This is a genomic window from Streptomyces sp. NPDC048211, from assembly GCF_043202315.1.
Taxonomy (GTDB): Bacteria; Actinomycetota; Actinomycetes; order Streptomycetales; family Streptomycetaceae; genus Streptomyces.
The window spans coordinates 50,954-76,421 of record NZ_JBIDAD010000019.1 but is presented as its reverse complement, the minus strand read 5'-3'; the positions used below and the strand labels follow the sequence as shown (position 1 = coordinate 76,421).

Genomic DNA, 25,468 nt, shown 5'->3' with positions numbered 1-25,468 from the left:
GGTCATTGTGCCGGGAATTCGGTACCGAAACACGATGGATGGCGATGATCGGCAGTCGACTTCGGGCGCTCCGCAGGGCGAAGGGGCTCAGTCTCCGCGCGCTGGCCACGGCCGTCGGGGTGTCCCCGACCCTCCTGAGCCAGGTCGAGCGCGGCGTGACCGAGCCCAGCCTCTCCACACTTCGCAGACTCGCCGATGTGTACGCGGTCTCCGTCGCCGACCTGTTCTCCCCCGACAAGAGGGCGCCCACCGTGGTGAGTCGGCCCGGCGACCGGCCCTTACTGCTCAGCCCTCGGGGAACGGTCCGCTACGAGCGCGTCACGCCCGGCAACGGCGCCCTGGAGTTCCTGCGGGCGGTGCTCGAACCCGGCGACACGACCAGCCCCGAACCCTGGAGCCATGCCTCGGTCGAATGCGCCTATGTCATACGGGGGTCCCTGACGGCGGACATCGAGGGAACCCCGGTGACGGTGCTCGCGGGCGAGGCCGTCACCTTCCCTTCGGGAATACCCCATCGCTATCTCAACGAGAGTGACACCGCCGTGGAGTTCGTCATCGCCACGAGTCCACCGGCCCCATAGCGCCGCTCCCGGAATATCTGCCCCATGGGGAAGAAGTCCTGACCGAAAGGGAATCCACCGCGTGACACTTCGGGCGGAACACCCGAATGGTGATCGGGTGGTCCCGAAGGCCTCACTCCCATGACGGCCACGACATGCCTCCGCGCGCGCTGAAAGGTGCTTTCTCGATGCCCGTAATAAAGAGCCCGCTCTCGGATGAGAACCGACGGATCGCGGGTGACGCGCTGCAGGGCGCCCTGGCCGATCTGCTGGACCTGTCGCTGGTGGCCAAGCAGGCCCACTGGAACCTGTACGGCCCTCGGTTCCGTTCGATACACCTGCAACTGGACGAGGTCGTGACCGCTGCCCGTACGTACGCGGACACCGTGGCGGAACGGGCGGCCGCGATCGGCCTGAGCCCGGACGGCCGGGCGGGGACCGTTGCCGGGACCAGCGGCCTCCCTGACTTCCCTGCGGGCTGGATCGCGGACGAACAGGTGGTGGCCGTACTCGTCGAGGCGTACGGCACGCTGGTCCGCCGGATGCGCACGCGCGTCGAGGCGACGGAGAAGGCGGACGCGGTCTCCCAGGACCTGCTCATCGGACTCACCGCCGAGTTGGAGAAGGAGTACTGGATGTTCCAGGCGGAGAACCGGCGGTAGCCGCCGCACGGGCACGGGCCGGCGGACCGCGTCGACCGGCCGACCGCCGGGCGGGCCTGACTCGGGCCCGCCCCTCGTCGTACGGCCTTCGGACCGGACGGACCGAGCACGCCGGCTCACGGCGGGCCCCTCACCGGCCGGACGGTGCTCGGCCGCGCGCTGTCCTGTAGTCCCTGGTGGGCCGGTGCACGGCGTCGGATACCGTGCATCGCAAGGCGGAGGGACGTCCGCGTGCTGGATGTATGCGGACGTTCCGACAACGCGGCGCGGTGCCGTAGCTGTCGTCGTGCCCCCGCCAGGGACTACGGGACCGCCCTCGGGCTTCCCGCACTGAGTGGAGGGGCGGCAGTCCGTGCGCGGTGCGGGTGCCCATGAGGGTGAACCGGACGAGGGAGTCAGGGCCGGCGACGGCCGCCCGGGCATCGCCGGTGGGTGGGAGCCGCCGCTCATGCGCGGCCGCGACGACGCGCTCGCGCTCATCGACGACTCGCTGCGCCGGCTGGAGCGTCTGCGCAGCCCCGAGGTGATCGTCATCAAGGGTGCGGCCGGCTCGGGCAGGACGCGTCTGCTGAAGGAGACGTGCGCGCTCGCCCGTGAAGCGGGAATGCACGCGTTCAGGGGCGGCGGAGACCCGGACGGGCAGCTCGCTCCCATGGGGCCGCTGCTCGACGCGCTGCTGACCACCGGTTCCCCGGTCCTGGACCGCTCTGCCCTGCGGGCCGGTGCCACGGCGGCGGACCAGCGCTTCTGGCTCCTGCGCGAGATGCAGAACCGACTGGAGCGGGCGGCGTTGGAACGGCCGCTGGTCGTCGCCGTCGACGACGTCCAATGGTGCGACGAGGCCACACTCACCGCGCTGCGCGAGCTCCCGAAGCTGCTGTCGGGCCATGCCGTCCTGTGGGTTCTCGCGTCGCGCGCCGAGGCGTCGGAGCCGGCCGGACCGATGCTGGACCGGCTGGTCGAGGGGGGCGCGCGCGAGATCTCCCTGGCCCCGCTGAGCAGTGACGCCGTGGCGGACGTGGTGGCCGACCTGCTGTCGGCCGCTCCCGGCCCGGATGTCCTGGAGGCGGCACGCGGTGCCGAGGGCCGTCCCCTGCTGCTCGTGGAACTCGTGCGCGGTCTGTGGGAGGAGGAGTTGGTCGTCGTGGAGGACGGCCGGGCCCGGCTCGCGGACGGCCGCGTCCCCCTGAGGTTCCGTGACTCCGTCGACCAGCGGCTCCAGCAGGTTTCTCCCACCGCCCAGGAGCTCGTCCGCGTCGCGTCCGCGCTGGGCCGTGAGACACCGGTCGCGCTGCTGGCCGAACTCATGGACCGCGGGGCGGACGAACTCGGCCCCGCCGTGCGCGAAGCGCTCGGAACGGACCTGATGACGGGCGACGGGACGCACCTGCGCTTCCGTCACGACCTGGTCAAGGAGGCCGTGACGGCGAGCGTCCCCACGACCGTTCGCCGGCTGCTGCGCCGCCGGGCCGCGGAACTCAGGCTTCGCGACGGCGCACCCGAGGTGGAGGTGGCCCTGCTGGTCGCGGAGAGCGCGGAGCCGGGCGACCGCCGGGCGATCGGCATCCTGCGCCGGGCGGCAGCCGAACTCTCGGCCGGCGAGCCGTCCATGGCGGCCGACATCAGCCGGAGCGCCCTGCGACTGGCACACGACGGAACCGCCGAGCGGGGCCTGCTGCTGGCCGAGACGGTCAGTCTGCTGTGGCAGAGCGGGCGGGCCGCAGAGGCGCGCACCATGAGCGCAGAGGCGCTCGAAGGCCTGCTGGAGCCCGAGGCGGAGGGGCGCATCCGGCTGGAACTGGCGAGGGTTTCCAGCCTGCATTCCTTCACCGAGGCGGTGGGCCAGTGCCGGAGCGCACTGTCCCTTCCTGGACTCTCCCCCGGTCTGCGGGCCCAACTCCTGGCCATGCTGTGCGTCGCGCTCGCCAACAGCGGCGAGGTCCTGGAGGCCGAGCGCACGCTGGAGCCCGCCCGGCGCGCCGCGCGGAACGCGCGGGACCTCTCGGCGGAGGCGACGGTGCTGTCCATCGAATCCGTGGTGCGCTTCTACCGGTTCGACGTGGGGGCGGCGCTGCGCACCATCGAGGAGGCCATCGAGATCGCGGACCGCCTGGACGGACCGACGCAGTCGCTGCTCCGCCCTTGGCGGAGCATGCTCCTCAGCTCCATCGGTGATGCCGGCACGGCCATCGACCTGGTCGACGCGCACATGCGGCGGGTACTGACGGACGGAGACGCGGATCTCGCGCGCATGCTGCTCATGACCCGCTGCCGTCTCCTCCTTGACGCGGGCCGTCTCCCGGACGCCCGGGCCGAGGCCGAGGCCGTCCTGTCCATGGCCGGAGAACTCGGGCCCGGCAACTTCGCGGACAGCACGGCCCAGTACACCCTCGGCCGGGTCGCCCGGCACCGGGGAGACCCGACGGGCCTGCGCGCGGCGGCCGGACACGCCCGACGGATGCGGGGGGACGACTCCGCCCTGATCCGCAACACAGGTGCCTGGCTGGGTGCTCTCGTGGCGGACGCGACCGGTGATCTCGCCGCAGTCGGCCACTGCACGCGGTACGCGGCCGAGTCCTTCGAAGGCCTCGGCCCCGCGCTGGCCGGCCCCGAGGATCCGACGGACCAGGCCCTGTACGTACGCATCACGCTGCGCGCCGGTCTGCGGGACCGGGCGGAGGCGGCGGTCGGTACGGCGGAGCGGCGGGCGGCCGCGGGCCGGTCGTATCCCGTCCTCGCCGCCGCCGCGGCGCACGCACGGGCTCTGCTCACCGGTGACGTCCCGCTCCTGCGGCGGGCGGCAGACCTGCTGGAGGGATGCTCGCACCGGATCGCACGGGCCTCCGCGCTGGAGGACCTGGGGGCCGTGCTGGCGGCAGCGGGGGACAGGGAAGCCGTGGACCGCCTCGATCGCGCCCTGGAGCTGTACGCCGGGGCAGGGGCGGACCGGGACGTGGCACGCGTACGACACCGTCTGCGGGGGATCGGTGTGCGGCGTGGTTCGCCGGACGGCGAGAGGCGCTTCGGACTCACCGCGTCCGAGCTGAAAGTCGTGCGCCTGATCGCCCGGGGCGCCACGAACCGGGCCGCCGCCGAAACGCTCTTCCTTTCTCCCCACACGGTGAGTTCCCACCTGCGGCATGCCTTCGCCAAACTCGGTGTCAACTCCCGTGTCGCGCTCGCGCGTGCCCTCGCGGACCTGGAGGAGGAGGGACACACCGGCACCGCCGGGTGACGGACCTCCGGCCCGGTCCTCGGCCGACGCCGTCACGGTTCCGCGCACGGCCGGCTGCCGAGTGGCAGGAGAGCCGCCCCACACCTGCGGTGTGGGGCGGCTCTCCTGAATTCACCGGGCCGTGGACACGGCCGGACGTGTGTGGTGTTCCGCCCGCTCGGTTCTCAGTCCCGGTACAGCGCGGCACGCAGAGTGAGGACGACATGCCGGGTGGCCCCGGGCTTCGCGGCCTGCACCGCCTTCGTGTCGTCGAGGGCCCTGCGGACAGCCTTCGCCCCCGGCTCGGACCGAACCGGCCGCCCGGCCGTCATCGGCTCCTGGACTGCGGACTGCCCTGCCGGATCGTTCACCACTGTGCTCCTGGTGCGAGTGGACATGTGCGTTTCCTTTCTCCTGGGGGCAGTTCACCCATGACGGGTGCGGGACGGGGCCGTCGCCGTACACGGCGTGGCACCGTCGGCGGGCCGTACGGCCTGCGGCGGAGGTCACCCTCGATGCCGCTGAGCGACCGCCCGGTACTCCTCCACAGTGGGTTTCGGGATCTGCGTTCCCGGCCCGTAGAGGGCGCGGCTGAGCCTGGCCCGGAGACGCTCGATCCCGGAACCGTGTGCCGCCGGGGCTGTGCCGGGGGCGATCGTGAGGGGCTTGTGCTGCTGGTGCGCGGTGAGCACGTGCAGCCGCTCCTGACTCAGCGGTTCGTGCACCTCGACGTACTCGCCGTGCGGCATGAGGCGGATGCGGCCGGTCTCGCGGCCGTGCAGTACCTTGTCGCGGTCGCTCAGTTGGAGGGCGAGGGCCAGCCGCTTCACCACGACGAAGACGGTGAGCGGTACGAGGACGAGCCCGATACGAGCCGCCCACGTCACCCCGTTGACGGAGACGTGGAGCTGGGTCGCGATCAGGTCGTTGGCCGCGGCGCCGAACGCCACCGCGTAGAAGCTCAGCCAGGCGGCGCCGAGGGCGGTGCGCACCGGCCTGTTGCGTGGCCGGTCGAGGAGGTGTGGCTCGCTGTCCTCGCCCGTGACCCAGGCCTCGATGAAGGGATAGGCGCCCAGGGCCAGGAAGAGTCCGCCGCCCACCAGCAACGGAATGAAGTTGTCCAGGGCGAGTGTGTGCCCCCGGAAGTCGATCTCCCAGCCGGGCATGACGCGCAGGAGCCCGTCGGCCACGCCCATGTACCAGTCGGGCTGTGAGCCCGCGGACACCTGATCCGCCCGGTAGGGCCCGTAGTCCCAGACGGGGTTGATCTGCGCGATCGCGGCCATGAGGAACACCACCCCGGCGACCATGAGGAAGAACCCCGCCGACTTCACCACGTACACCTGGAACGGCAGGCCGACGACCTTGCCGTTCGTACGTCCGGGGCCCGCGTACTGCATGGGCTTGTGGCGAAGGGACAGCACCATCAGGGCGACGATCAGTACCACCGTCAGGCCCGGAATCACCAGGACGTGGATCGCGTTGAACCGGGCCACCAGGTCGTCCCCCGGGAACTCCCCGCCGAACAGGAACATGGACAGGTACGTGCCGATGAGAGGAACGGACAGCAGGGTTCCGTTCACGACCGCCAGCCCGGTCCCGGAAAGGAGGTCGTTCGGCAGGTCGTATCCGGTCAGGCCGCCGAACATACCGAGGATCATCAGCAGGAACACGACGGCCCAGTTGAGTTCGCGCGGCTTGCGGAACGCTCCTGTGAAGAAGACCCGCATCATGTGCACGAGCAGCGCGGCGACGAAGATCAGGGCCGCCCAGTGATGGGCCTGGCGGATCAGCAGGCCGCCCCGCACGTCGAACGAGAGGTGCATCGTCGAATCGAACGCCTCCGACACCCACAGCCCCCGCAGGGGGGCATAGCTGCCCTGGTACCGCACCTGCTGCGACGAGGGATGGAAATAGAGCGTGAGATACGCGCCGGTGACGAGGAGGATGACAAAGCTGTAGAGCCAGATCTGCCCCAGCAGGAAGGACCAGTGGTCGGGGAACGCCCTTCGCGCGGCCGCCCTCGCCGCCCCCCGGGTGCTCAGCCGGAGGTCGGCCCAGTCGGCGACCTTCTCCCCTCTGTCCGTTTGGCGTGACTCGCTCGGCCGGGCTTCGGTTCCCATCTCTCCTCTTCATCCCTGCGTCACTCGCAGTACGTGCCGCCCGGCGCGTTCGCGGGCCACGGCCTCTCAGGACATGGGAGCGCCCCGAGGGCGTGCGAAGGCGTCGGACCGGTGTGGTCGGGGTCGGTCCGTCTCGGGCCGGGGTACTGGGCGCGGTCCGTACTGGACCGTGCGCCCTGTGCGGACTCGTTCGTTGTGCTCCGTGTCAGGGCCGGCCCGAAGGCCACGGTTTCTGAGCGGCGGTCTCGCCTAATGGTGTGTTCACGGCTGCACCCCTCGGGCAGGCTTCACGAACTGCTGTCCCCCTCATGACAGACGAGGCCGCGGGGATGTGACACGGGAGCGGGCCGGCACATCAACCATGTGGGTATGGTGTGAACAGTTCCGCGGATCCCCACACGGTGTGATGGCCGCCCGGCATCGTCCGGCGCGTTCCGCTTCCCGTGCGGACTCGCCGGGCCGGTCCCGCCGTCGGGCGGCTTTCGCCGTATCGCCCGCCGCGCATCTCGTCGACCTTGCCGTATCTGGAGGGACAGCGCCCCCATGAGCCAGTCGCCGTACGCACCTTGCCCCTGGTACCGGCCGATGCGTGCCCGCCATTCCGGCGAAGTGCACCGCACCGCCACACCGCTCGAACTGTTCTTTGATCTCTGTTTCGTCGTCGCCGTCGCCCAGGCGGCCTCGACGTTCGAGCACGAGTTGAGTCAAGGCCGCGTCGGTCAGGGCCTGTTCGGGTACACCCTCGTGTTCTTCGCGATCTGGTGGGCGTGGATGAACTTCGCCTGGTTCGCCTCGGCGTACGACACCGACGACGTTCCGTACCGGCTGCTCACCCTCGTGCAGATCGCCGGAGCACTCACCATGGCAGCCGGGATCGCCGATGCTCTGACCGAGCAGGATTTCACCGTCGTCGCCTGGGGCTACGTCGTCATGAGGCTGGCCATGGTCTCCCAGTGGCTGCGTGCCGCACGCGCGGACGCGGAGCGCCGCCGCTCGTGTCTGCGCTACGCCCTGGGCATTCTGATCCTTCAGGCGGGCTGGCTGGCGCGCCTGGCCCTGCCCCACGAGGGCGGCGTCGCGTCGTTCGCCGTTCTCGCGCTCGGTGAACTCGCCGTACCCGTCTGGGCCGAGCGCATCGCAGGCACCACATGGCATCCGCATCACATCGCCGAGCGCTACGGACTGTTCACCCTGATCGTGCTCGGCGAGTCGATCATGGCAGCGACCCTTGCCGTTCGCACCGCCCTGGACGCCGAGGTGGCACTCGGGACGGTCCTCGCGGACGCGGCGGGCGGCCTCCTCACCGTCTTCGCGCTGTGGTGGCTCTACTTCGCACAGGACGTCCCCCGCCGTCTCGCCGGACTCACCACAGCCATGCTGTGGGGATACGGCCACTACGTGGTCTTCGCCGCCGCGGCGGCCGTGGGGGCGGGCCTGACCCTCAATGTCGCCCACGTCACCGGTCACGGCTCCCTCACCGCTCACCGGGCGGCGGCCGCCTACACGGTCCCCGTGGCCCTGTTCATCGCCTGCGTGTGGCTGCTGCACCGGCAGGCGTCGCAGCTTCCCCTGCCGGCTGACGTCCTGCACCCCGTCGCGGTCATCGCCGTCCTCGCCACCACGTTCACCGGCTTCCCCGTGCTGGGGACCGGGGTGGTGGCGTCACTCCTGATCGCCGCCACTCTCGTCGTGACGCATCGAAGGGCGGGGAGGGCCTGACCGGTTCGGCGCCGGTCCCCTCGGCCGCCATGATGGTCCGGGAAGCACACCGGCACGCCGGCCGCCAGGGCTCACGGCCGGACGGTACCGATCCCGAACACCACATCGGGCAGTGCCACTTGAGGCATGCTCACCGATCGGCCCAAGGGCCGGGGTCACACGTCCGTGCAACACAGATCACACTCTTCTTAATGTGCATCTCAGATACCAATTATCTAGGATGTGGGTATGCGGTCCGCTCACCACGACGAGGCACCAGCCTCAGCGGGGTCACGCCGGATTCGCGGGCACCACCTTCGTCACACCGCACACGCGCCATCATCTCCGTCACTATGTGCATCTCGCATGCAAGATAGGGGTTACCGTGCTCTCCAGGCAGTCGGCACCGATCGTGCGCTCCACCCTCCCGGCGGTCGGGGCTTCTCTCGGCACCATCACCGAGTTGTTCTACCGCCGCATGTTCGAGGAGCGTCCGGAACTGCTGCGCACCCTGTTCAACCGCGCGAACCAGGCCAACGGAGCCCAGCGCGAGGCTCTCGCGGGTGCCGTCGCGGCTTTCGCCACCATGCTGGTGGAGCGTCCGGACGAGCGCCCCGACGCCGTCCTGGGCCGCATCGCCAACAAGCACGCCTCGCTGGGCATCACAGCCGACCAGTACACGCTCGTGGGACGCCATCTCCTGGGCGCCGTCGCCGAGGTGCTCGGCGACGCCGTGACGCCTGCCGTGGCCGCCGCCTGGGACGAGGTGTACTGGCTGATGGCCAACACCCTCATCGCGATGGAGGCGCGCCTCTACGCTGAGGCCGGAGTCGGCGACGGCATCGTCTGGCAGGATATGGAGGTGGCCGAACGCGTCGATGAGGCCGTCGACACCGCCTCGCTCGTCCTGCGCCGCCCCGACGGGCTCCCCACCGGGTCGTTCCTCCCGGGCCAGTACGTCAGCGTCAAGGTCGAACTGCCTGACGGGGCCCAGCAGATACGCCAGTACAGCCTGTCCACGGCTCCTGGCCGCAAGACGTGGCGGATCACCGTCAAGCGCGAACGCGCGGCGGACGACCGCACCCCCGAGGGAGAGGTCTCCGCCTGGCTGCACGCCCATGCCCGCCCCGGGCTGCCCCTCAAGGTCTCCCTGCCCTTCGGCGACCTCGTCCTGAACGAGGAGGACGGCCCCCTGCTCCTGGCCTCCGCCGGCATCGGCATCACACCGATGCTCTCCATGCTGGACCATCTGGCCGGTACTTCACCCGAGCGGCCCGTCATCGTCATCCACGCCGACCGCTCCCCCGCCCACCACGCGCACCGGCTGGAACTGGCGGAGCTCGCGAGCAGGCTGCCCAACGCCTCTTTGCACCTCTGGTACGAGAACAAGGCCGCGGAATGGTACGAGAGCGGGGCCGATGAGCCGACGGAGCCCGAGGCGCACGTGCGCGAGGGCTGGGCGGATGTGACCGGACTGGCGGTGCCCGAGGACACCACCGCCTACCTGTGCGGACCTCTGTCCTTCATGCAGGCCGTCCGCGGCGATCTGCTCACCCACGGGCTCAGCCCCGCCGCCATTCACTACGAGGTCTTCGGCCCCGACCTCTGGCTCAGCAAGTAACTCGCCGCAGGAGGCCGGGAGGGGTGACGTCGGCAGCGCCCCTCCCGGCCTCCGTGCTCGACGGCCCATGGCCGGCGAGTGGCGGCAGGACCGTGTGCATCACTGCGCGGGAGTGTCCACCGGCTCGCCGCGCCGCGGGTTTCCCTTCGTCACGAACGCCTCCCGGGGCCGCTGAACCGCGGCAAGGGAGACGATGTCCCGTCCGTAGAAGGCTGCGGTGATCCAGACCGCGAGCACCCTGACCTTGCGTTCCCAGGTCGGGACGGCGAGCACGTGGTATCCGCGGTGCATGAGCCAGGCGGGGAAGCCCTTGATGACCAGGCGCTTGTACTGGAAGATGCCCCGCCCGAGCCCCAGCGTGGCCACCACACCCAGACTGTGGTGGACATAGTCCCGGGTGGGCCGCCCCCGCAGTGCAGCCAGGATGTTCTTCGCCAGAAGCTTGCCCTGCCGTACGGCGTGCTGGGCGTTGGGAACCGTGTGCGCTCCCGGCCGCCCCACCGCGAGATCGGGCACCGAGGCATCGTCGCCGGCGGCCCAGACGTCGGCCACCGTCTCCGACTCCGTGCCCACGCGGAGATCCGCCCGCACGACGAGCAGACCGCGTTCGTCGACGGGAAGGTCCGTGTGGTTGTGAATGATCGGATTGGAGGCGTTGCCCGCCGCCCACACGATCAGTCCCGAATCGAGTTCCTCCCCGTTCGACAGCACGACATGGCCGCCCGCAGCGGAGACCATCTGCGTGTTCAGGTGCACCCGTGCCCCGCGCTTCTCCAGCGCCCGTACGACCCAGGCTCCGGGTTCGTCGCTGACCTCGGGAAGTATCCGGCCCCTGGCCTCCACCAGGTGGAAGCTCAGCTCTGCCGCGTCGAGTTCCGGGTAGTGCTTCAGCAGCACGGTCGCCAGGGACAGCAGTTCCCCGAACCCCTCCACACCGGAGAATCCTCCCCCCACGAAGGTGACGGTGAGGAGTCTGCTGCGCTCGGGGCCGCGGGGCAGTGTCGCCGCGACGTCGAACGAGGCCAGCAGCCGGTCGCGGATGGCCACGGCCTCCTCGACATGCTTCAGTCCGAAGGCCTCCTCGCTGATGCCCGGGATGGGAAACGTCCGGGTGACCGCCCCCGCGGTGACCACGAGGATGTCGTAGGCGAGCTCGTAGTCCGGCCCTGTCTCCGGCCGGACGGTCACGGTGCGCGCGCTGTTGCGGATCTCCGTCACCGTTCCCGCGATCAGCCGGGTGCGGTGCAGATGCCGGCGGAGCGAGACCGCCGCGTGCCGGGCCTCCACCGACCCGGCCAGGACCTCGGGCAGAAATGGCTGATACGTCATGTACGGGCGCGGGTCCACCACGGTGACGCGCGCCTCGCCCCGGCCCAGCTTCTTCTCCAGGCCCCACGCGGCATAGAAGCCCGCGTAACCGCCGCCGACGATCAAGATCTCACGCAAGGTGTCCTCTGTTCCTCTCGGTTGCACCGGTAGAGACAGGGCAGAACCGCTGATTGTGACACCGTCCCGCTCCGGTGACCGCGCCACGCTCCACAGGTGTGATCCGCCCGGACCGCCCGGCGGTTCCACACACGTACCAGTCGTTCGACCGATGCCTGCCGGGCGTCGTCGTCACACCATGTGCGGTATCCGCTGGCCGAAAAGGGAGCAAACGACATGGCCGACAAGCAGGCGCACACCACGTCCTGGGAGAAGACTCCGGTACTCCTCACGGACGTCCGCCGACTGTTCACACCCGGGGGGTACAGAACGATCAGCTGCCGCTTCCGGTACAGCCCCGACGATCCGTTCGCGGTGGGAATCGACCTCATCCCGGAAACCGGCGTCTACATCACCTGGTCCGTGTCGCGCGACCTCCTGTTCGCCGGCACGAAGGCGCTGAGCGGCGAGGGCGATTTCAAGGCCTGGCCTTCGTGCCGTCACCAACGCGCGCGTGCACGGCTGTACTTCAGCCTTGAGCGGCCGGAAGGTCATGCCACGTTCCAGGCGAGTCTCCCGGAGGTACGCAAGTGGCTGGAGACCACCTACGAGATGGTGCCCCCCGGCACCGAGAGCGAACTGCTCGACTGGGACGCCCTCGCGGAGGGCCTGCTGGGCCGTTGATCCCGCCGCACGCCGCACCTTCCCGTCAGAGACAGGGCTCACGATCGAGGCGCCCCGGCGCCGTGGTGCCGGACCGGCCGGGACCGCGGCGCCGGCCGCTGCGGAAGGACCCGGCACGGCCCCGGCGCCACCCGTTCCCGACGGTATGGACACGTCGGATTGACATGACTACGCTCACCCTTGGTCTAGACCGCAGCACTCTCCGGACATCACCCCACATCTCCAGGAGCGACGTATGCGCAGAAAGATCACCTCCTTACTGGCCGGGCTCGGCCTGGCCGGCGTGGCGCTGTTCGCCACCTCCGGCAGCGCGCAGAGCCACGGCTACACCGACTCCCCCATCAGCCGCCAGCAGCTCTGCGGCATCGGCACCGTCAAGCACTGCGGCCAGATCCAGTGGGAGCCGCCGAGCGTCGAGGGGCCCAAGGGCTTCCCCACCCGCGGACCGGCGGACGGTCACATCTGCTCGGGCGGCATCGGGCGCTTCTCCGAACTCGACGATCCGCGGGGCGGCGCCTGGCCCGCGACCAAGGTCACCGCAGGGCAGAACTACACGTTCAACTGGCGGATCGAGGCCCGGCACGCGACAACCGACTTCCGCTACTACATCACCAGGGACGGCTACGACCCGGCCAAGCCGCTCACCCGGGCCGACCTGGACCCGCAGCCGTTCCTCACCGTGCCCTTCGGCGGCCGGCTGCCCGGCTCGACCGTGTCCCACGCGGGAGTGCTGCCCCAGAAGTCCGGCAAGCACCTGATCCTCGGCGTCTGGACGATCTCCGACACGGGCAACGCGTTCTACGCCTGCTCCGACGTGCAGTTCTGACGCCCGGTCTCCGCTCCCGCGCCGGCACCCCGCGTGCCGGCGCGGGGGCGGAGGCCACGTCGCGGCGGCCGGCCCGGCAGTGAGCCATTGGTACAGTCGCTGCCCCGAGGGACCGACCAGGGAAAGGCCGACGGACCATGGCGGTGGACGCGCTCGACACCCGGATCCTGCGACTGCTCATCGAGCAGCCGCAGACGAGCGTGCGCGAGTACGCACGGATCCTGTCCATCGCACGGGGCACCCTCCAGGCCCGTATCGACCGCCTCGAACGGGACGGCGTGATCACCGGCAGCGGTCCCTTCCTCTCCCCCGCGGCCCTGGGCCACCCGGTCCTGGCCTTCGTCCATCTGGAAGTGACGCAGGGGCATCTGGACGACGTGGGCGAGGCGCTGGCCGCTGTGCCCGAGATCGTCGAGGCGTTCTCCACCACGGGCGGCGGAGATCTGCTGACCAGGGTGGTGGCGCGGGACAACGGGCATCTGGAGGACGTGATCCAGCGGCTGATCCAGCTGCCGGGCGTGGTCAGGACCCGGACCGAGGTAGCGCTGCGCGAACGGGTGCCGCACCGGCTGCTGCCGCTGGTGGAATCGGTGGGCCGGACGGCTCCGTCCGGCCGGGGCTGAGGGCTGTCCCGCAATTCCGGGTGGATCAGCGGACCGTCCCGCAATTCCGGGTGGATCAGCGCGCGGCGTCCGGGCGGACGACGCTCCTTTCGGAACACGCCCCGGAACCGGTCGCCCGGATCGGGCCGGATCAGGTTTCCCGCCCACGGCACACCCCTCGCCCGGGGCCTGTCGGCCCGTCACCGTGCGGGCGGCCGGGTCGGGGTGACGGCCGGTCGACCCGGGTCCGCGCGCCGGATATCCTGATCTTGCCGCGTACCCCACCCCGCCCCCCGTTCCGGGCGAGGTCGCCGCCGCGGCGGCCGGAACGGTCCTCGGCCCGGGCTTTTCGAGATACGCGAGCTATTCGAGATAGGTGTGCACAGGTGCTGGTTGCTGGTCGGTACCGATTGATATCCGCCATCGGCCGTGGCGGGATGGGTGAGGTCTGGCGGGCCACGGACGAGGTCCTCGGCAGGGCCGTGGCCGTGAAGCTGCTGCTGGGCGAACACGCCGACGAGTCGGCGACCGCGCGGTTCCGGCTGGAGGCCCAGACCGCGGCCCGGCTGAGCCATCCGCATCTGGTGGCCGTGTTCGACTTCGGCTCCTGGGAGGACCGGCTCTTCCTGGTGATGGAACTCGTCGAGGGCAGGAGCCTGTCCGACCTCCTCCTGTCGCAGGAGCGGCTGGGTCCGGAGCAGGTCGCCCGGATCGCCGGCCAGGCGGCCGCCGGACTGGCCGCGGCCCACCGGCAGGGCATCGTCCACCGGGACATCAAACCGGGAAACCTGATGCTGGACGCCGAGGGGTCCGTGAAGATCGGCGACTTCGGAATCGCGCAGTTCGTCGACGACCCCTCGGCCGCCCTCACCACGACGGGCCACATCGTCGGTACGAGCCTCTACCTCGCTCCGGAACGAGCCCTCGGCCGCACCGCCGGTGCCGCGTCGGACATGTACTCCCTCGGCTGCGTCATCTACCAACTGCTGCTGGGACAGCCGCCGTTCCGCTCGGACACCCCGACCGCGACCTTGTACCAGCATGTGGACACGCCTCCTGTGCCCCTGCGGCAGCGGGGCGTGGACATGTCCCCGGCCTTCGACTCGTACCTTCTGGGCCTGCTCGCGAAGCAGCCGGAGGACCGGCCCACCGCCCAGCAGGTCGCCGACTGGTTCCACAGCGAGGCCTGGCGGGGGCAGGCGGAACCGCTGCCGCAGCACCGGCCCGCTCCCCCGCGCGCCCCGGCCGCCGCCTATACGCCGAGGCCCGCACCCCCCGCGCCCTCCGCGCCTTCCGAGCGGCGCGGCGGAGCGGACTCCGGTTCCCCGACGACGTACCGGCTGCCGCAGGCGCACGGCCGTGGGCGGCGCGCGGCCGCCCGGCCCCGTAACAACCGGCGGCGCAGCACCCGCGAGGCGATCAGACGCCGCCCCAGAGTGGCGAGCGCCATCGCGGGGACGGTCGCTTTCCTCGCCGCCGTCTACCTGGGGATGAGCCTGTTCTCCCCCGATTCCAGCTCCGCCACCACTCCGGACGGCGGCACCTCGACGAGCGAGGCGCCGCCCCCCGCGGCCGACCGTTAGGGCGGCCGCTACCAGCGGTCGTGGACCGCCGCGCGGATCCTGCGGTCGTAGAGATCGCGCACCGCGTCGAGGGTGCGCTGCGGCAGCGGCGGAAGCGCCGCCGCGGCCGCGTTGGCCCGGGCCTGCTCCACCGAACGGGCACCCGGGATGACGCTCGTGACGCCGTCCTGCTGAATGATCCAGCGCAGTGCCGTCTGAGCGGGGGTCGTCCCTTGACGGGCGAGTCCGGCGAACTCCGCCGCCGCGGCCACGCCGGTGCGGAAGTCGATGCCGGAGAAGGTCTCGCCCTGGTCGAAGGCCTCCCCGTGCCGGTTGTAGGTGCGGTGGTCCTCCGGCGCGAAGACCGTGGCCTCGGTGTACCGGCCGGAGAGCAGGCCGGAGGCGAGGGGCACCCGTGCGATGATGCCGACCCCGGCCGCACGCGCGGCCGGCAGTACCTCGTCCAGCGGCTTGAGGCGGAACGGGTTGAGGATGATCTGCACGCTCGCGACACCGGGGCGGGCGATGGCCGTCAGCGCCTCGGCACACGTTTCGACGCTCACCCCGTAAGCGGCGATCCGCTGCTCGGCGACCAGCGTGTCGAGGGCGTCGTAGACCTCGTCCGAGGAGTAGACGGCCGTGGGCGGGCAGTGCAGCTGCACGAGGTCGAGGGTGTCGACCCCGAGGTTGGCCCGGGAGCGGTCGTTCCACGTACGGAAGTTGTCCAGGACGTAGTTCTCCGGCACCTGGTCGGCACGCCGGCCCATCTTCGTCGCCACGAGGACGCCCGCGTCGGGGCGCTCCTTGAGATAGCGGCCGATGAGCTGCTCGCTGCGTCCGTCCCCGTACACGTCGGCGGTGTCGAAGAAGGTGACGCCCGCCCCGACGGCGGCGTCGAGGATGTCGAAGGCATCGCCCTCGCGCACCTCGCCCCAGTCCCCTCCGAGCTGCCAAGTGCCCTGCCCGACGACCGATACGTCTCGCCCGGTCCTGCCCAGTTCGCGCTGTTCCATGAGGATCATGCTACGTCCGCGAGGGGGCCTGCCCGGGGTGCCTCAAGCCATCGGAAGCGCCCCGGGCGGGATGCGCCGTCCCCGGCCCCGGGCCGGATCCCCCACCGGGGCCGTCAGCCGGCGTTCTGGCCCAGTGCGGCGAGCCGCCGCGTCTCGTCCTCGGTGAGCCGCAGGGCTCCGGCCGCCACATTGGCTTCCAGGTGAGCGGGGTTGCCCGTGCCCGGAATGGCCAGGACGTGCGGGCCCTGCTGGAGCGTCCAGGCGAGTCGGACCTGGGCGGGGGACGCGTCGTGGGCCCGGGCGACGGCGAGCAGCGCCTCGTGCTCCGCGGTGACGTCCGCACCGCCTTCGCGGCCCCCGCCGGCGATGGCGTAGAACGGCACGAAAGCGATGCCGAGTTCACCGCAGGTGCGCAGGATGTCCTGCGAGTCGGCGCGCCGCTCGCCGATGCCGTATCTGTTCTGCACGCAGACGATGGGCGCGATGGCTCGCGCCTCGGCGATCTGTTCCGGCCAGACGTTGGACAGGCCCAGGTGGCGTATGAGCCCTTCCTTCCGCAGGTCGGCCAGCGCGCCGAACTGCTCGCTGATCGGGGCGGGCCCGTTCACCCGCAGATTCACCACGTCGAGGTGGTCGCGGCCGAGCTGCCGGATGTTCTCCTCGACCTGTCCGCGCAATTGCTCGGGCCTGGCCCAGTCCAGCCAGTCACCCCCGGGGCCGCGGCCGGGCCCGACCTTGGTGGTGATGACCAGGTCGTCCGTGTACGGGCCCAGGGCCCGGCTGATCAGTTCGTTGGCCGAGCGCAGCGGTGAGAAGTAGAAGGCGGCCGTGTCGATGTGGTTCACGCCGAGCTCGACGGCCCGGCGCAGTACGGCGATCGCCCGGTCCCGGTCGTGCGGGCCGCGGTCTTTGCCGAACGCGGGCCCGTTCTGGGTCAGGCGCATGGCGCCGAAGCCGACCCGGTTGACGGTCAGATCGCCGAGCTTCCAGGTGCCGGCGGCTGCCGCGTCGGGGGTTTTCGAGGTCAAGACTGAAGCCTTCCGTCCGTATGAGCGAGAAATCGAGCGCGGCCATGTAATGGTGCGCCAGAAGTCTTGCATGATCACCTTGTTCGTGATACGTTAGCGCCAACGCGTCTATCGATTCCTTCATTTGACGCGAGTGCAGGATAGATCCACTGCACACGCGTGTCCAGCCCCTCCCGGCCCGCACGCCACAACGGATCTCCCGCATCCCGGCTGCACCTCACCCCCGTACGGCGTGACGACTCCCGCCTGCGACCGGACCGCAACCCCCGGATGCCGGGTACGGCGTGCACGACACCGGAGCAGGCGGCGATGGACGGCGCACCCGAGGCGTCCGGCAACCCACCGCGGCTCCCACCCCACACCCCTCCCTGTGTCCCGGCTGTGTGATCGCACCATGGCGACTTGACCAGACTTGCCAAGTCCCTTGCACGAGCCCGCAGTTCGTTGACGAGGTCATGCCTACGTGTGAGTGTTCGGTCGCCCGATCACGGACACCACCTGGGCGGACGGCCTGCGCCGACAGCACGAGCCGGCCCGTCTCCCCTGCCACCGCCCGTGACCGAGCTCCCCACGAACCGAGGAGCCTCGATGAAACGCAGACCGATGACGGCCGGGACAACCCTGGCCGTCCTCGCCGGAATGCTGGTCGCCACCAGTGGCCAGTCAGCTTCTGCAGAACCGTCCCCGCCGGCCCCGACCGCGCTTTCGGCTGCCGTGTCGGCTGCCGACCGGGCGGCGGCCAGTGGTCTCGACGCCCTGGCCAAGGGACCCGAGGAGCGGTACGAGCGCCAGATGGTGACCCCTTGGGTCAACGGGCTCTACTCCATCGCGTACGAGCGCACCTACCGGGGACTGCCGGTCGTCGGCGGTGACGCCGTCGTGGTGGCCGACTCCAAGGGGCGCGTCCGCGGATCCCAGTCGGCCGTCTCCCGGCGCATCAACGTACCGACCAGTGCGACCGTCTCAGCCGAGGCCGCCGAGGCCACCTCGCGCAAGAAGCTCAGTACGGTGGAGCGGGTCGACAGCCACCGTCTGGTCGTCCGGGCCACCGGCACGAGGTCCCGGCTGGCCTGGGAGACCGTACTCACCGGCCGGACCGCGACGGCACCGAGCCGGCTGCACGTCTTCGTCGACGCGGGCACCGGCGCGGTGCTCGACAGTTACGACGACGTCAAGGCCGGCACCGGCAACAGCCAGTGGAACGGCCCGTCCCCGCTGTCCATCAACACCACGTCGTCGGGTGGCAGCTACTCGCTCCGGGACCCCGCCCGCCCCGGTCTGAGCTGCGCCGATTACAGCACCGGGAGTGTGTTCACCAAGTCGAGCGACTCCTGGGGAACGGGCAGCGCCTCCAGCAAGGAGACCGGCTGCGTCGACGTCATGTGGGCGGCCCAGCACGAATGGGACATGCTGCGCGACTGGCTGGGGCGCAACGGCCACGACGGCAACGGGCGCAGCTGGCCGGTCAAGGTCGGCCTCAACGACGTGAACGCCTACTGGGACGGCTCCACCGTTTCCATCGGCCACAACAACGCCAACCAGTGGATCGCGGCGATGGACGTCGTGGGCCATGAGTTCGGCCACGGCATCGACCAGTACACACCCGGCGGCGCCAACAACGAGTCCGGTCTCGGCGAGGCCACCGGCGACATCATGGGCGCGCTGACGGAGGCGTACACCAACGAGCCCGCCCCGTACGACGACCCGGACTACACCGTCGGCGAGAAGATCAACCTGGTGGGCAACGGGCCGATCCGGATCATGTACAACCCGGGACAGATCGGCGACCCGAACTGCTACAGCTCCTCCATACCCAGCACCGAGGAGCACGCGGCGGCCGGCCCCCTGAACCACTGGTTCTATCTGCTGGCCGAGGGCTCGAACCCCGGCGGTGGCAAGCCCGCCAGCCCCACCTGCAACAGCTCGACCGTCACCGGCGTGGGCATTCAGAGCGCCGGCAAGGTCTTCTACGGCGGCATGCTGCTCAAGACCAGCGGCATGACGTACAAGCGCTATCGCACCGCCACGCTGACCGCCGCCAAGAACCTGGACGCGACCTGTGTGCTGTTCAACCGGGCGAAGGCCGCCTGGGACGCGGTGAGTGTCCCCGCGCAGAGTGGTGACCCGACCTGTGCGCCGAGCGGGAACAACGACTTCTCGATGTCCCTCGACCCGGCCTCCGGCTCCGTGAAGCCCGGCAGTTCGGTGACCGCCACGGTCCGGACGACGATCAGCTCCGGCAGCGCGCAGACCGTGAACCTGTCCGCGAGCGGCCTGCCGAGCGGCGTGAGCGTCTCCTTCAGCCCGTCCTCGGTGCAGTCCGGCGCGACCTCGGTCATGACCGTGTCGACGACGTCGGCCGCCGCGCCCGGGGCGTACACCTTCACAGTGAAGGGCGCCGGCACCCAGGAGCACACCGCGCAGTACACGCTGACCCTCACCGGCGGCGGCAGCCCCGGCGGCACGGCCCCCGACATCAGTGTCACCAACGTGCAGGCCCATCTGTCGCAGCTCCACACCATCGCCACCCAGAACGGCGGCAACCGGCGGGCCGGCAGCGGCGGTTACACCGCCTCGCTCGCCTATGTGAAGGGAAAGCTCCAGGCGGCCGGCTACACCGTCAGCGAGCAGACCTGCACCACCTGCACCTACCGCGGCAACAACCTGATCGCGGACTGGCCGGGCGGTCCGGCCGACAAGACCGTGATGTTCGGCGCCCACCTGGACGGGGTGGCCGCCGGTCCCGGCATCAACGACAACGGCTCCGGTTCCGCGACCCTGCTGGAGAACGCGCTCGCCCTGGCCCAGCAGAACCCGACCATGACCAAGCATGTGCGCTTCGCCTGGTGGAACGGCGAGGAGCAGGGACTGGAGGGCTCCGAGTACTACGTCGGCCAGCTCACCGCCGCCCAGCGGACCGCCATCACCGCGTACTACAACTTCGACATGGTCGCCTCCACCAACGGCGGCTACTTCATCAACAACCTCAACTCCGCCGCATCGGCCCCGATGAAGGAGTACTGGACCTCGCTCGGCCTCGCCCCGGAGGAGAACGTCGAGGGCCAGGGCCGCTCCGACGACTACTCGTTCCAGCAGGGCGGCATCGCCACCTCGGGGTACGCGACCGGTGCGAGTGACACCAAGTCCTCCGCCCAGGCCGCCAAGTGGGGCGGCACCGCCGGCCGTTCGTACGACCCGTGCTACCACCAGTCGTGCGACACCACGGCCAACATCAACGCGACCGCGCTCGACCGCAGCGCGGACGGGGTCGCCTACACGGTGTGGAAGACGGCCGTCGGCACCACCGCCCCCGCCGACGACTTCTCCGTCTCGGTGAACCCGGCCTCCGGCAGTGTCCAGCCGGGCGCTTCCGCCACCGCCACCGTGTCCACGGCCACCACCGGCGGTTCCGCGCAGAGTGTGCGGCTCACGGCCTCCGGCGCGCCGAGCGGGGTCACCGTCTCCTTCGCCCCGTCCTCCGTGCAGTCGGGCTCCTCATCCACGATGACCGTCTCCGCCGGCGCACAGACCACCGCGGGTACGTACACCCTCACCGTGACCGGGACGGGCACCGCCACCCACACCACCACGTACTCGCTGGTCGTCGGGGGTGGCGGCACCTGCCAGGCGCGGCAGGTCGTCGCCAACGGCGGCTTCGAGAACGGCACGACACCGTGGTCCCAGTCCGACGGGGTCATCAACAACAGGACCTCCGAGAAGCCCGCGCACAGCGGCGCCTACCAGGCGTGGTTCGGCGGCTGGGGCAGCACCCACAGCGACACCGCCACGCAGTCACTGACGGTTCCGGCAGGCTGCGCGACGTACAGGCTGTCGTTCTACCTGCGCACGGACACCGACGAGTCGGCGGGCGATGCGACCGCCTACGACACGTTCACCGTGAAGCTGGGTTCCCGGACGCTGGCGACGTACTCGAATCTCGACGCGAGCAGCGGGTACGTCCAGCAGTCCTTCGACGTCGGCTCCGCCGCGGGGCAGACGGTGACGCTGGGCTTCACCAGTAAGGAGGACGCCTACCTGCAGACCAGCTTCGTCGTGGACGACGTGGCACTGGACGTGAGCTGATCCATCGCCGGAAGGCGCGGGGGCGGGGCGTGATCCACACGCCCCGCCCTCCGGTGCGCACGGCGCCTCGGGATCGCCCGTCGACGCGGTGACACTCCCCAGGGCTGCGTCCGTCCGGGGAGACGGGAAACGGGAAACCGGACCCCGCAGATCCGCCCGGTCCGCGGACGGCTCATCGGCGCGGGCGTAAGCCCTGCCTTCGGTAGCGGGCGGCGGTTGCCCGCCTGCGGGTCCTCCGGTGATTCAGCGGACCACTGCCGCCAGTCTGCCGACGAAGCCGTCGGCATCCGGACCGCCGCCGGAGTGGGCCACCAGTCTGGCGTGGAGTCCGCGCAGCTCCTGACCGAGCAGCGTGGACGGATTCACCTCGGTGGTGTCCAGGACCGCGCCCGCCACCGCGTGCGCCGCCGCCGGGTCGCCGGCGCACGCGTGGGCGTCGGCCATCCGGGCCAGGAACAGCATCCGCGCCGAGTGCATGCCCGGTGGCAGCAGCCCGAGTGCCGTGCGTACCGCGTCGACGGCCCTGAGCGCGAAACGGCGGTCGCCCGTGGCCGCCGCGAGGTCGCGCAGCGCACCGGCCGCACCGGACTCCACGCGCAGGCGAACCGAGGCGACGGAGAGCCAGGGCGCCTCCGTCTCGTCGCGTTCGCGGGCCCGGTCCATCTGTGACCGGGCGCGGTCGATGTGTTTCAGGGTCCGGGCCGCGTCACCGCGGACCGCGTGACCGCGCGCCTGGTAGAGATCGCTCATGGCTCCCGCCCAGTGCCGGCCGGCGGCGGCCTGGCCGATCGCCCCGCCGTAGGCGAGCGCCGACGGCCCGTCGCCCTCCAGCCGCGCCAGGGTGCTCATATCGCTGAGGGCCGCGACCTGCGTCCCGACGTGACCGGCCATGGCGGCCCACAGCAGCGAGCGGTCGAGCCAGGCCATCGCGGTCCCGTTCCGGCCCCACAGCAGCCGCAGACAGCCGGCCGACTGCGCGTACTCGGCCGCGAGCGGCGCCAGTTGACGCTGATACGAGGCCGCCGGAAGGGCCATCCAGCGGAGCATGGCGTGCAGCGTGCGCTCGACGACTGCGGTCGCTCCCGGCCAGGCGCGCTCCTCGTCGGCGCGCAGACAGACCGCGAGCAGCGCCGTCAGCGCGTGCACCGTGTCGTCGTCCAGGGCAGGGCGCGACTCCGTGTCCGGGCCCAGTGCGCAGAAAGCCGTGTGCAGGGCGATGACATCCGTGAGTACGGGCACCGAGCAGCCGTCCCGTCCGTGCACCGGGCAGACGAGTCCGTAGGCGGGCAGACGCGCGGGCAACACGGTCCCCGGCGGGAGCATCGCCGGAAGTGCTCCGCCCGCGGGCTCCCCGGGCAACGGCCCCCTCCGTACGGTGGCCGGCGCTCCGCGCCCGCCTCCCTCACGCTCCCGCTCCTCGGCTTCCTCGCACGCTGTCAGCAACTCACCTTCCGCCGACAGCAGTTCGTCCAGGCGGCGGGCCAGCGGCAGCGGGGTCCTGCGGCTGCCGTGCTCCAGTTTGCTGATGGCGGTGTGGTCGTAGCCGACCCGGGCACCCACCTGGGCCTGCGTGAGCCCGGCCCTTCTGCGCCACTGCCGTAGCCGGGCGCCGAACGACCGCCACACCTCGGAGGCACGGGCGTCCGCCGGAACAGGACCCATGGTCTCGCTCACCCGGAACCCCGTCGCGCCTGGTCAAGGACGCCCCGCGCGCCATGCTCACGGCTCATGTCCCGGAGGATAGCGAGCAGTCGCGGCCGCTGTCCCCCGCACGTCGACAAGATGTCCGGTAACAGGCGCAGCGGTTTCCGGTGCGCGCGCCCACGATCGGCCGCACAGGCACCGGGATCGGTCCGGTTGCGGTGGCAACGGCCGGACGGGCGCCCCTCACCGACCGCGACCACTGCGTCATCACCTGAACCAACGATCCGTCAGATCCCTTGTCAAGAGTGCCTCAAGGTGTCGGCAACGAGGTCAATCAGGACGTATCAGTCATCAGTTGTTGTTCTCAACGCCACTCGTTCAACCCGGTGTTGCACACCTATTGACGTGTGGGGATGCGAGAGAGAAGTATCCCCATCGGCCGGAGAGAGCGCTCTCCGGCTTCGTGTCGTGCACCCGTACCGCGACTCAGGAGACAAGCCCCCATGTACGCATCCCCCATGTTCCACAGACCCGCAGCACCGACCGGGAAAAGACGCACCGGCGTACTGGCCGCCGTCGCCGGTCTCGTCGTCTCGCTGCTGGCCTTCGTGCCGTCGACCTCCGCCAGCGCGGCACCCTCGCTGCTCTCGCAGGGCAAGACGGTGACCGCCTCCAGCCAGGAGAACTACGGCACCCCCGCCACGTCCGCCGTGGACGGCGACAACGGCACCCGCTGGTCGAGCGCCGCCTCCGACCCTCAGTGGATCAAGGTCGACCTGGGCTCCGCCGCCTCGGTCAGCCAGATCGCGCTGAGGTGGGAGACCGCCTACGCCAAGAGCTACAAGATCGAGTTCTCCACGGACGACAGCACCTGGAGCACCGCCTACTCGACCACCACGAGCCCGGGGGGCAACGAGACGCTGAACGTCTCCGGCACCGCCCGCTACGTGCGGCTGACCGGCACCACCCGGGCGACCCAGTACGGTTACTCGCTCTGGGAGTTCCAGGTGTTCGGCACCACCGGCGGCGGAGGCGGCCCGCAGATCCCCGGTGGCGGCGATCTCGGACCCAACGTCCTGGTCTTCGACCCCTCGACGCCCGGCATCCAGGCCAAGGTCGACGAGATCTTCAAGCAGCAGGAGTCGGCCCAGTTCGGCACCGGCCGCTACGCGCTGATGTTCAAGCCGGGCACGTACAACAACATCAACGCGCAGATCGGGTTCTACACCCAGATCGCCGGCCTCGGCCTCAAGCCGGACGACACCACGTTCAACGGTGATGTGACCGTCGACGCGGGCTGGTTCAACGGCAACGCCACGCAGAACTTCTGGCGCTCGGCCGAGAACCTCGCACTCAACCCGGTCAGCGGCACCGACCGCTGGGCCGTTTCCCAGGCCGCCCCCTTCCGCCGCATGCACGTCAAGGGCGGACTCAACCTCGCGCCCAACGGCTACGGCTGGGCGAGCGGCGGGTACATCGCCGACAGCAAGATCGACGGCCAGGTCGGCCCGTACTCGCAGCAGCAGTGGTACACCCGCGACAGCTCCATCGGCAGCTGGGGCAACGGCGTCTGGAACATGACGTTCTCCGGCGTCGAGGGCGCGCCCGCCCAGAGCTTCCCCAACCCCCCGTACACGACCCTCGACAACACCCCGGTCTCGCGCGAGAAGCCGTTCCTGTACCTGGACGGCAACACCTACAAGGTGTTCGTCCCCGCCAAGCGCACCAACGCACGCGGCGTCTCCTGGAACGGCACACCGCAGGGCGAGTCCATCCCGCTGAGCCAGTTCTACGTGGTCAAGCCCGGGGCCTCCGCCGCCACCATCAACGCGGCCGTGCAGCAGGGACTGCACCTGCTGTTCACGCCCGGCATCTACCACGTCAACCAGACGATCAACATCGACCGCGCCAACACGGTCGTGCTCGGCCTGGGTCTCGCGACGATCATCCCGGACAACGGGGTCACGGCCATCAAGGTCGGTGACGTGGACGGTGTGAAGCTCGCCGGACTGCTCGTCGACGCCGGCCCGCAGAACTCCCAGGTGCTGGTCCAGGTCGGCCCCGACGGAGCCTCGGCCGACCACGCGGCGAACCCGACCACTGTCCAGGACGTGTTCATCCGGGTCGGCGGCGCGGGGGCCGGCAAGGCCACCACCGGCATGGTCATCAACAACGACGACACGATCGTCGACCACACCTGGCTGTGGCGCGCCGACCACGGCGACGGGGTGGGCTGGGAGACCAACCGCTCCGACTACGGCCTCCAGGTCAACGGTGACGACGTACTCGCGACCGGCCTGTTCGTCGAGCACTTCAACAAGTACGACGTGCGCTGGTCCGGCGAGAGGGGCAAGACGATCTTCTTCCAGAACGAGAAGGCGTACGACGCCCCGAACCAGGCCGCCGTACAGAACGGCAGCACCAAGGGGTTCGCGGCCTACAAGGTCGACGACTCCGTCACCACCCACGAGGGCTGGGGACTGGGCAGCTACTGCTACTTCAACGTCGACCCGACGATCCGTCAGGACCACGGCTTCGAGGCACCGGTGAAGCCCGGCGTGAAGTTCCACGACCTGCTCGTCGTCTCCCTCGGCGGACAGGGCCAGTACGAACACGTCATCAACAACACCGGATCACCCACGTCCGGTACCTCCACCGTTCCGTCGAACGTGGTGTCGTTCCCCTGAAGCCTCATCTGAGGTGAACGAACCGTGCGGGGCCCG

17 protein-coding genes are annotated in these 25,468 nt (G+C 70.5%); 11 read left to right on the top strand and 6 right to left on the bottom strand.

The genetic code is table 11. From position 1 onward, the window contains the following. Nucleotides 1-44 precede the first annotated feature (44 nt). The 3 genes from ACGFZA_RS38655 to ACGFZA_RS38645 all read left to right on the top strand — a co-directional run bounded on the left by ACGFZA_RS38655 (nucleotide 45) and on the right by ACGFZA_RS38645 (nucleotide 4,457). Nucleotides 45-581 (top strand): helix-turn-helix domain-containing protein, encoded by a 537-nt coding sequence (locus tag ACGFZA_RS38655; protein WP_385286934.1) that lies wholly within the window; start codon nucleotides 45-47, stop codon nucleotides 579-581. 167 nt (nucleotides 582-748) lie between these two features. Further along, nucleotides 749-1,222 carry a Dps family protein gene (locus ACGFZA_RS38650; protein ID WP_393685399.1) on the top strand — a complete coding sequence of 158 codons (474 nt, stop codon included), beginning with the start codon at nucleotides 749-751 and terminating at the stop codon, nucleotides 1,220-1,222. A gap of 352 nt (nucleotides 1,223-1,574) precedes the next feature. After that, nucleotides 1,575-4,457, top strand: a complete 2,883-nt coding sequence (locus tag ACGFZA_RS38645) for an ATP-binding protein (RefSeq protein WP_393685397.1) — start codon at nucleotides 1,575-1,577, stop codon at nucleotides 4,455-4,457. Nucleotides 4,458-4,621: 164 nt separating this feature from the next. Here ACGFZA_RS38645 and ACGFZA_RS38640 read toward each other — a convergent pair whose 3' ends face one another. Together ACGFZA_RS38640 and ACGFZA_RS38635 are read right to left on the bottom strand one after the other, a co-directional pair. After that, nucleotides 4,622-4,834, bottom strand: a complete 213-nt coding sequence (locus ACGFZA_RS38640; protein WP_385286940.1) for a hypothetical protein — start codon at nucleotides 4,832-4,834, stop codon at nucleotides 4,622-4,624. Between the two features lie 108 nt (nucleotides 4,835-4,942). After that, nucleotides 4,943-6,559 (bottom strand): cytochrome bc complex cytochrome b subunit, encoded by a 1,617-nt coding sequence (locus tag ACGFZA_RS38635; RefSeq protein WP_393685395.1) that lies wholly within the window; start codon nucleotides 6,557-6,559, stop codon nucleotides 4,943-4,945. Nucleotides 6,560-7,102: 543 nt separating this feature from the next. Between ACGFZA_RS38635 and ACGFZA_RS38630 the strand changes: the two genes are divergently transcribed. Together ACGFZA_RS38630 and ACGFZA_RS38625 are read left to right on the top strand one after the other, a co-directional pair. Next, nucleotides 7,103-8,278 (top strand): low temperature requirement protein A, encoded by a 1,176-nt coding sequence (locus tag ACGFZA_RS38630; protein WP_385286943.1) that lies wholly within the window; start codon nucleotides 7,103-7,105, stop codon nucleotides 8,276-8,278. A 364-nt stretch (nucleotides 8,279-8,642) separates the two neighbouring features. Then, complete coding sequence (locus ACGFZA_RS38625) at nucleotides 8,643-9,878, top strand: globin domain-containing protein (RefSeq protein ID WP_393685393.1); 1,236 nt, start codon at nucleotides 8,643-8,645, stop codon at nucleotides 9,876-9,878. A 99-nt stretch (nucleotides 9,879-9,977) separates the two neighbouring features. Here the strand turns inward: ACGFZA_RS38625 and ACGFZA_RS38620 are convergent, their stop codons facing one another. Beyond that, on the bottom strand, nucleotides 9,978-11,324 hold the full coding sequence (locus ACGFZA_RS38620; protein ID WP_393685391.1) for an NAD(P)/FAD-dependent oxidoreductase: 1,347 nt from the start codon (nucleotides 11,322-11,324) through the stop codon (nucleotides 9,978-9,980). A 216-nt stretch (nucleotides 11,325-11,540) separates the two neighbouring features. On the opposite strand from ACGFZA_RS38620, the gene ACGFZA_RS38615 reads away from it, so the two are divergent. From ACGFZA_RS38615 to ACGFZA_RS38600, 4 genes are all read left to right on the top strand, one after another. Beyond that, nucleotides 11,541-11,987, top strand: a complete 447-nt coding sequence (locus tag ACGFZA_RS38615) for an SsgA family sporulation/cell division regulator (RefSeq protein ID WP_393685389.1) — start codon at nucleotides 11,541-11,543, stop codon at nucleotides 11,985-11,987. Nucleotides 11,988-12,222: 235 nt separating this feature from the next. Next, nucleotides 12,223-12,813: a lytic polysaccharide monooxygenase gene (locus ACGFZA_RS38610; protein ID WP_385286950.1), complete on the top strand. Its 591-nt coding sequence runs from the start codon at nucleotides 12,223-12,225 to the stop codon at nucleotides 12,811-12,813. 137 nt (nucleotides 12,814-12,950) lie between these two features. After that, nucleotides 12,951-13,436 carry an Lrp/AsnC family transcriptional regulator gene (locus tag ACGFZA_RS38605; RefSeq protein ID WP_385286952.1) on the top strand — a complete coding sequence of 162 codons (486 nt, stop codon included), beginning with the start codon at nucleotides 12,951-12,953 and terminating at the stop codon, nucleotides 13,434-13,436. Between the two features lie 365 nt (nucleotides 13,437-13,801). Then, entirely contained in the window at nucleotides 13,802-14,998 is a 1,197-nt protein-coding gene (locus ACGFZA_RS38600) for a serine/threonine-protein kinase (protein WP_385286954.1), read from the top strand. Between the two features lie 8 nt (nucleotides 14,999-15,006). Here ACGFZA_RS38600 and ACGFZA_RS38595 read toward each other — a convergent pair whose 3' ends face one another. Together ACGFZA_RS38595 and ACGFZA_RS38590 are read right to left on the bottom strand one after the other, a co-directional pair. Beyond that, the gene (locus ACGFZA_RS38595; protein WP_385286956.1) at nucleotides 15,007-15,999 is read right to left on the bottom strand and encodes an aldo/keto reductase; all 993 of its coding nucleotides are present in this window, start codon (nucleotides 15,997-15,999) and stop codon (nucleotides 15,007-15,009) included. 104 nt (nucleotides 16,000-16,103) lie between these two features. Next, complete coding sequence (locus tag ACGFZA_RS38590) at nucleotides 16,104-17,018, bottom strand: aldo/keto reductase (RefSeq protein ID WP_393685385.1); 915 nt, start codon at nucleotides 17,016-17,018, stop codon at nucleotides 16,104-16,106. A 603-nt stretch (nucleotides 17,019-17,621) separates the two neighbouring features. Here ACGFZA_RS38590 and ACGFZA_RS38585 point away from each other — a divergent pair. Then, nucleotides 17,622-21,101: a M28 family peptidase gene (locus tag ACGFZA_RS38585; RefSeq protein ID WP_393685412.1), complete on the top strand. Its 3,480-nt coding sequence runs from the start codon at nucleotides 17,622-17,624 to the stop codon at nucleotides 21,099-21,101. Between the two features lie 243 nt (nucleotides 21,102-21,344). On the opposite strand, the gene ACGFZA_RS38580 is transcribed toward ACGFZA_RS38585, so the two are convergent. Continuing rightward, the gene (locus tag ACGFZA_RS38580) at nucleotides 21,345-22,775 is read right to left on the bottom strand and encodes a helix-turn-helix domain-containing protein (RefSeq protein ID WP_385286959.1); all 1,431 of its coding nucleotides are present in this window, start codon (nucleotides 22,773-22,775) and stop codon (nucleotides 21,345-21,347) included. 488 nt (nucleotides 22,776-23,263) lie between these two features. On the opposite strand from ACGFZA_RS38580, the gene ACGFZA_RS38575 reads away from it, so the two are divergent. Beyond that, complete coding sequence (locus ACGFZA_RS38575; RefSeq protein WP_385286961.1) at nucleotides 23,264-25,432, top strand: discoidin domain-containing protein; 2,169 nt, start codon at nucleotides 23,264-23,266, stop codon at nucleotides 25,430-25,432. The last annotated feature ends 36 nt before the right edge of the window (nucleotides 25,433-25,468 follow it).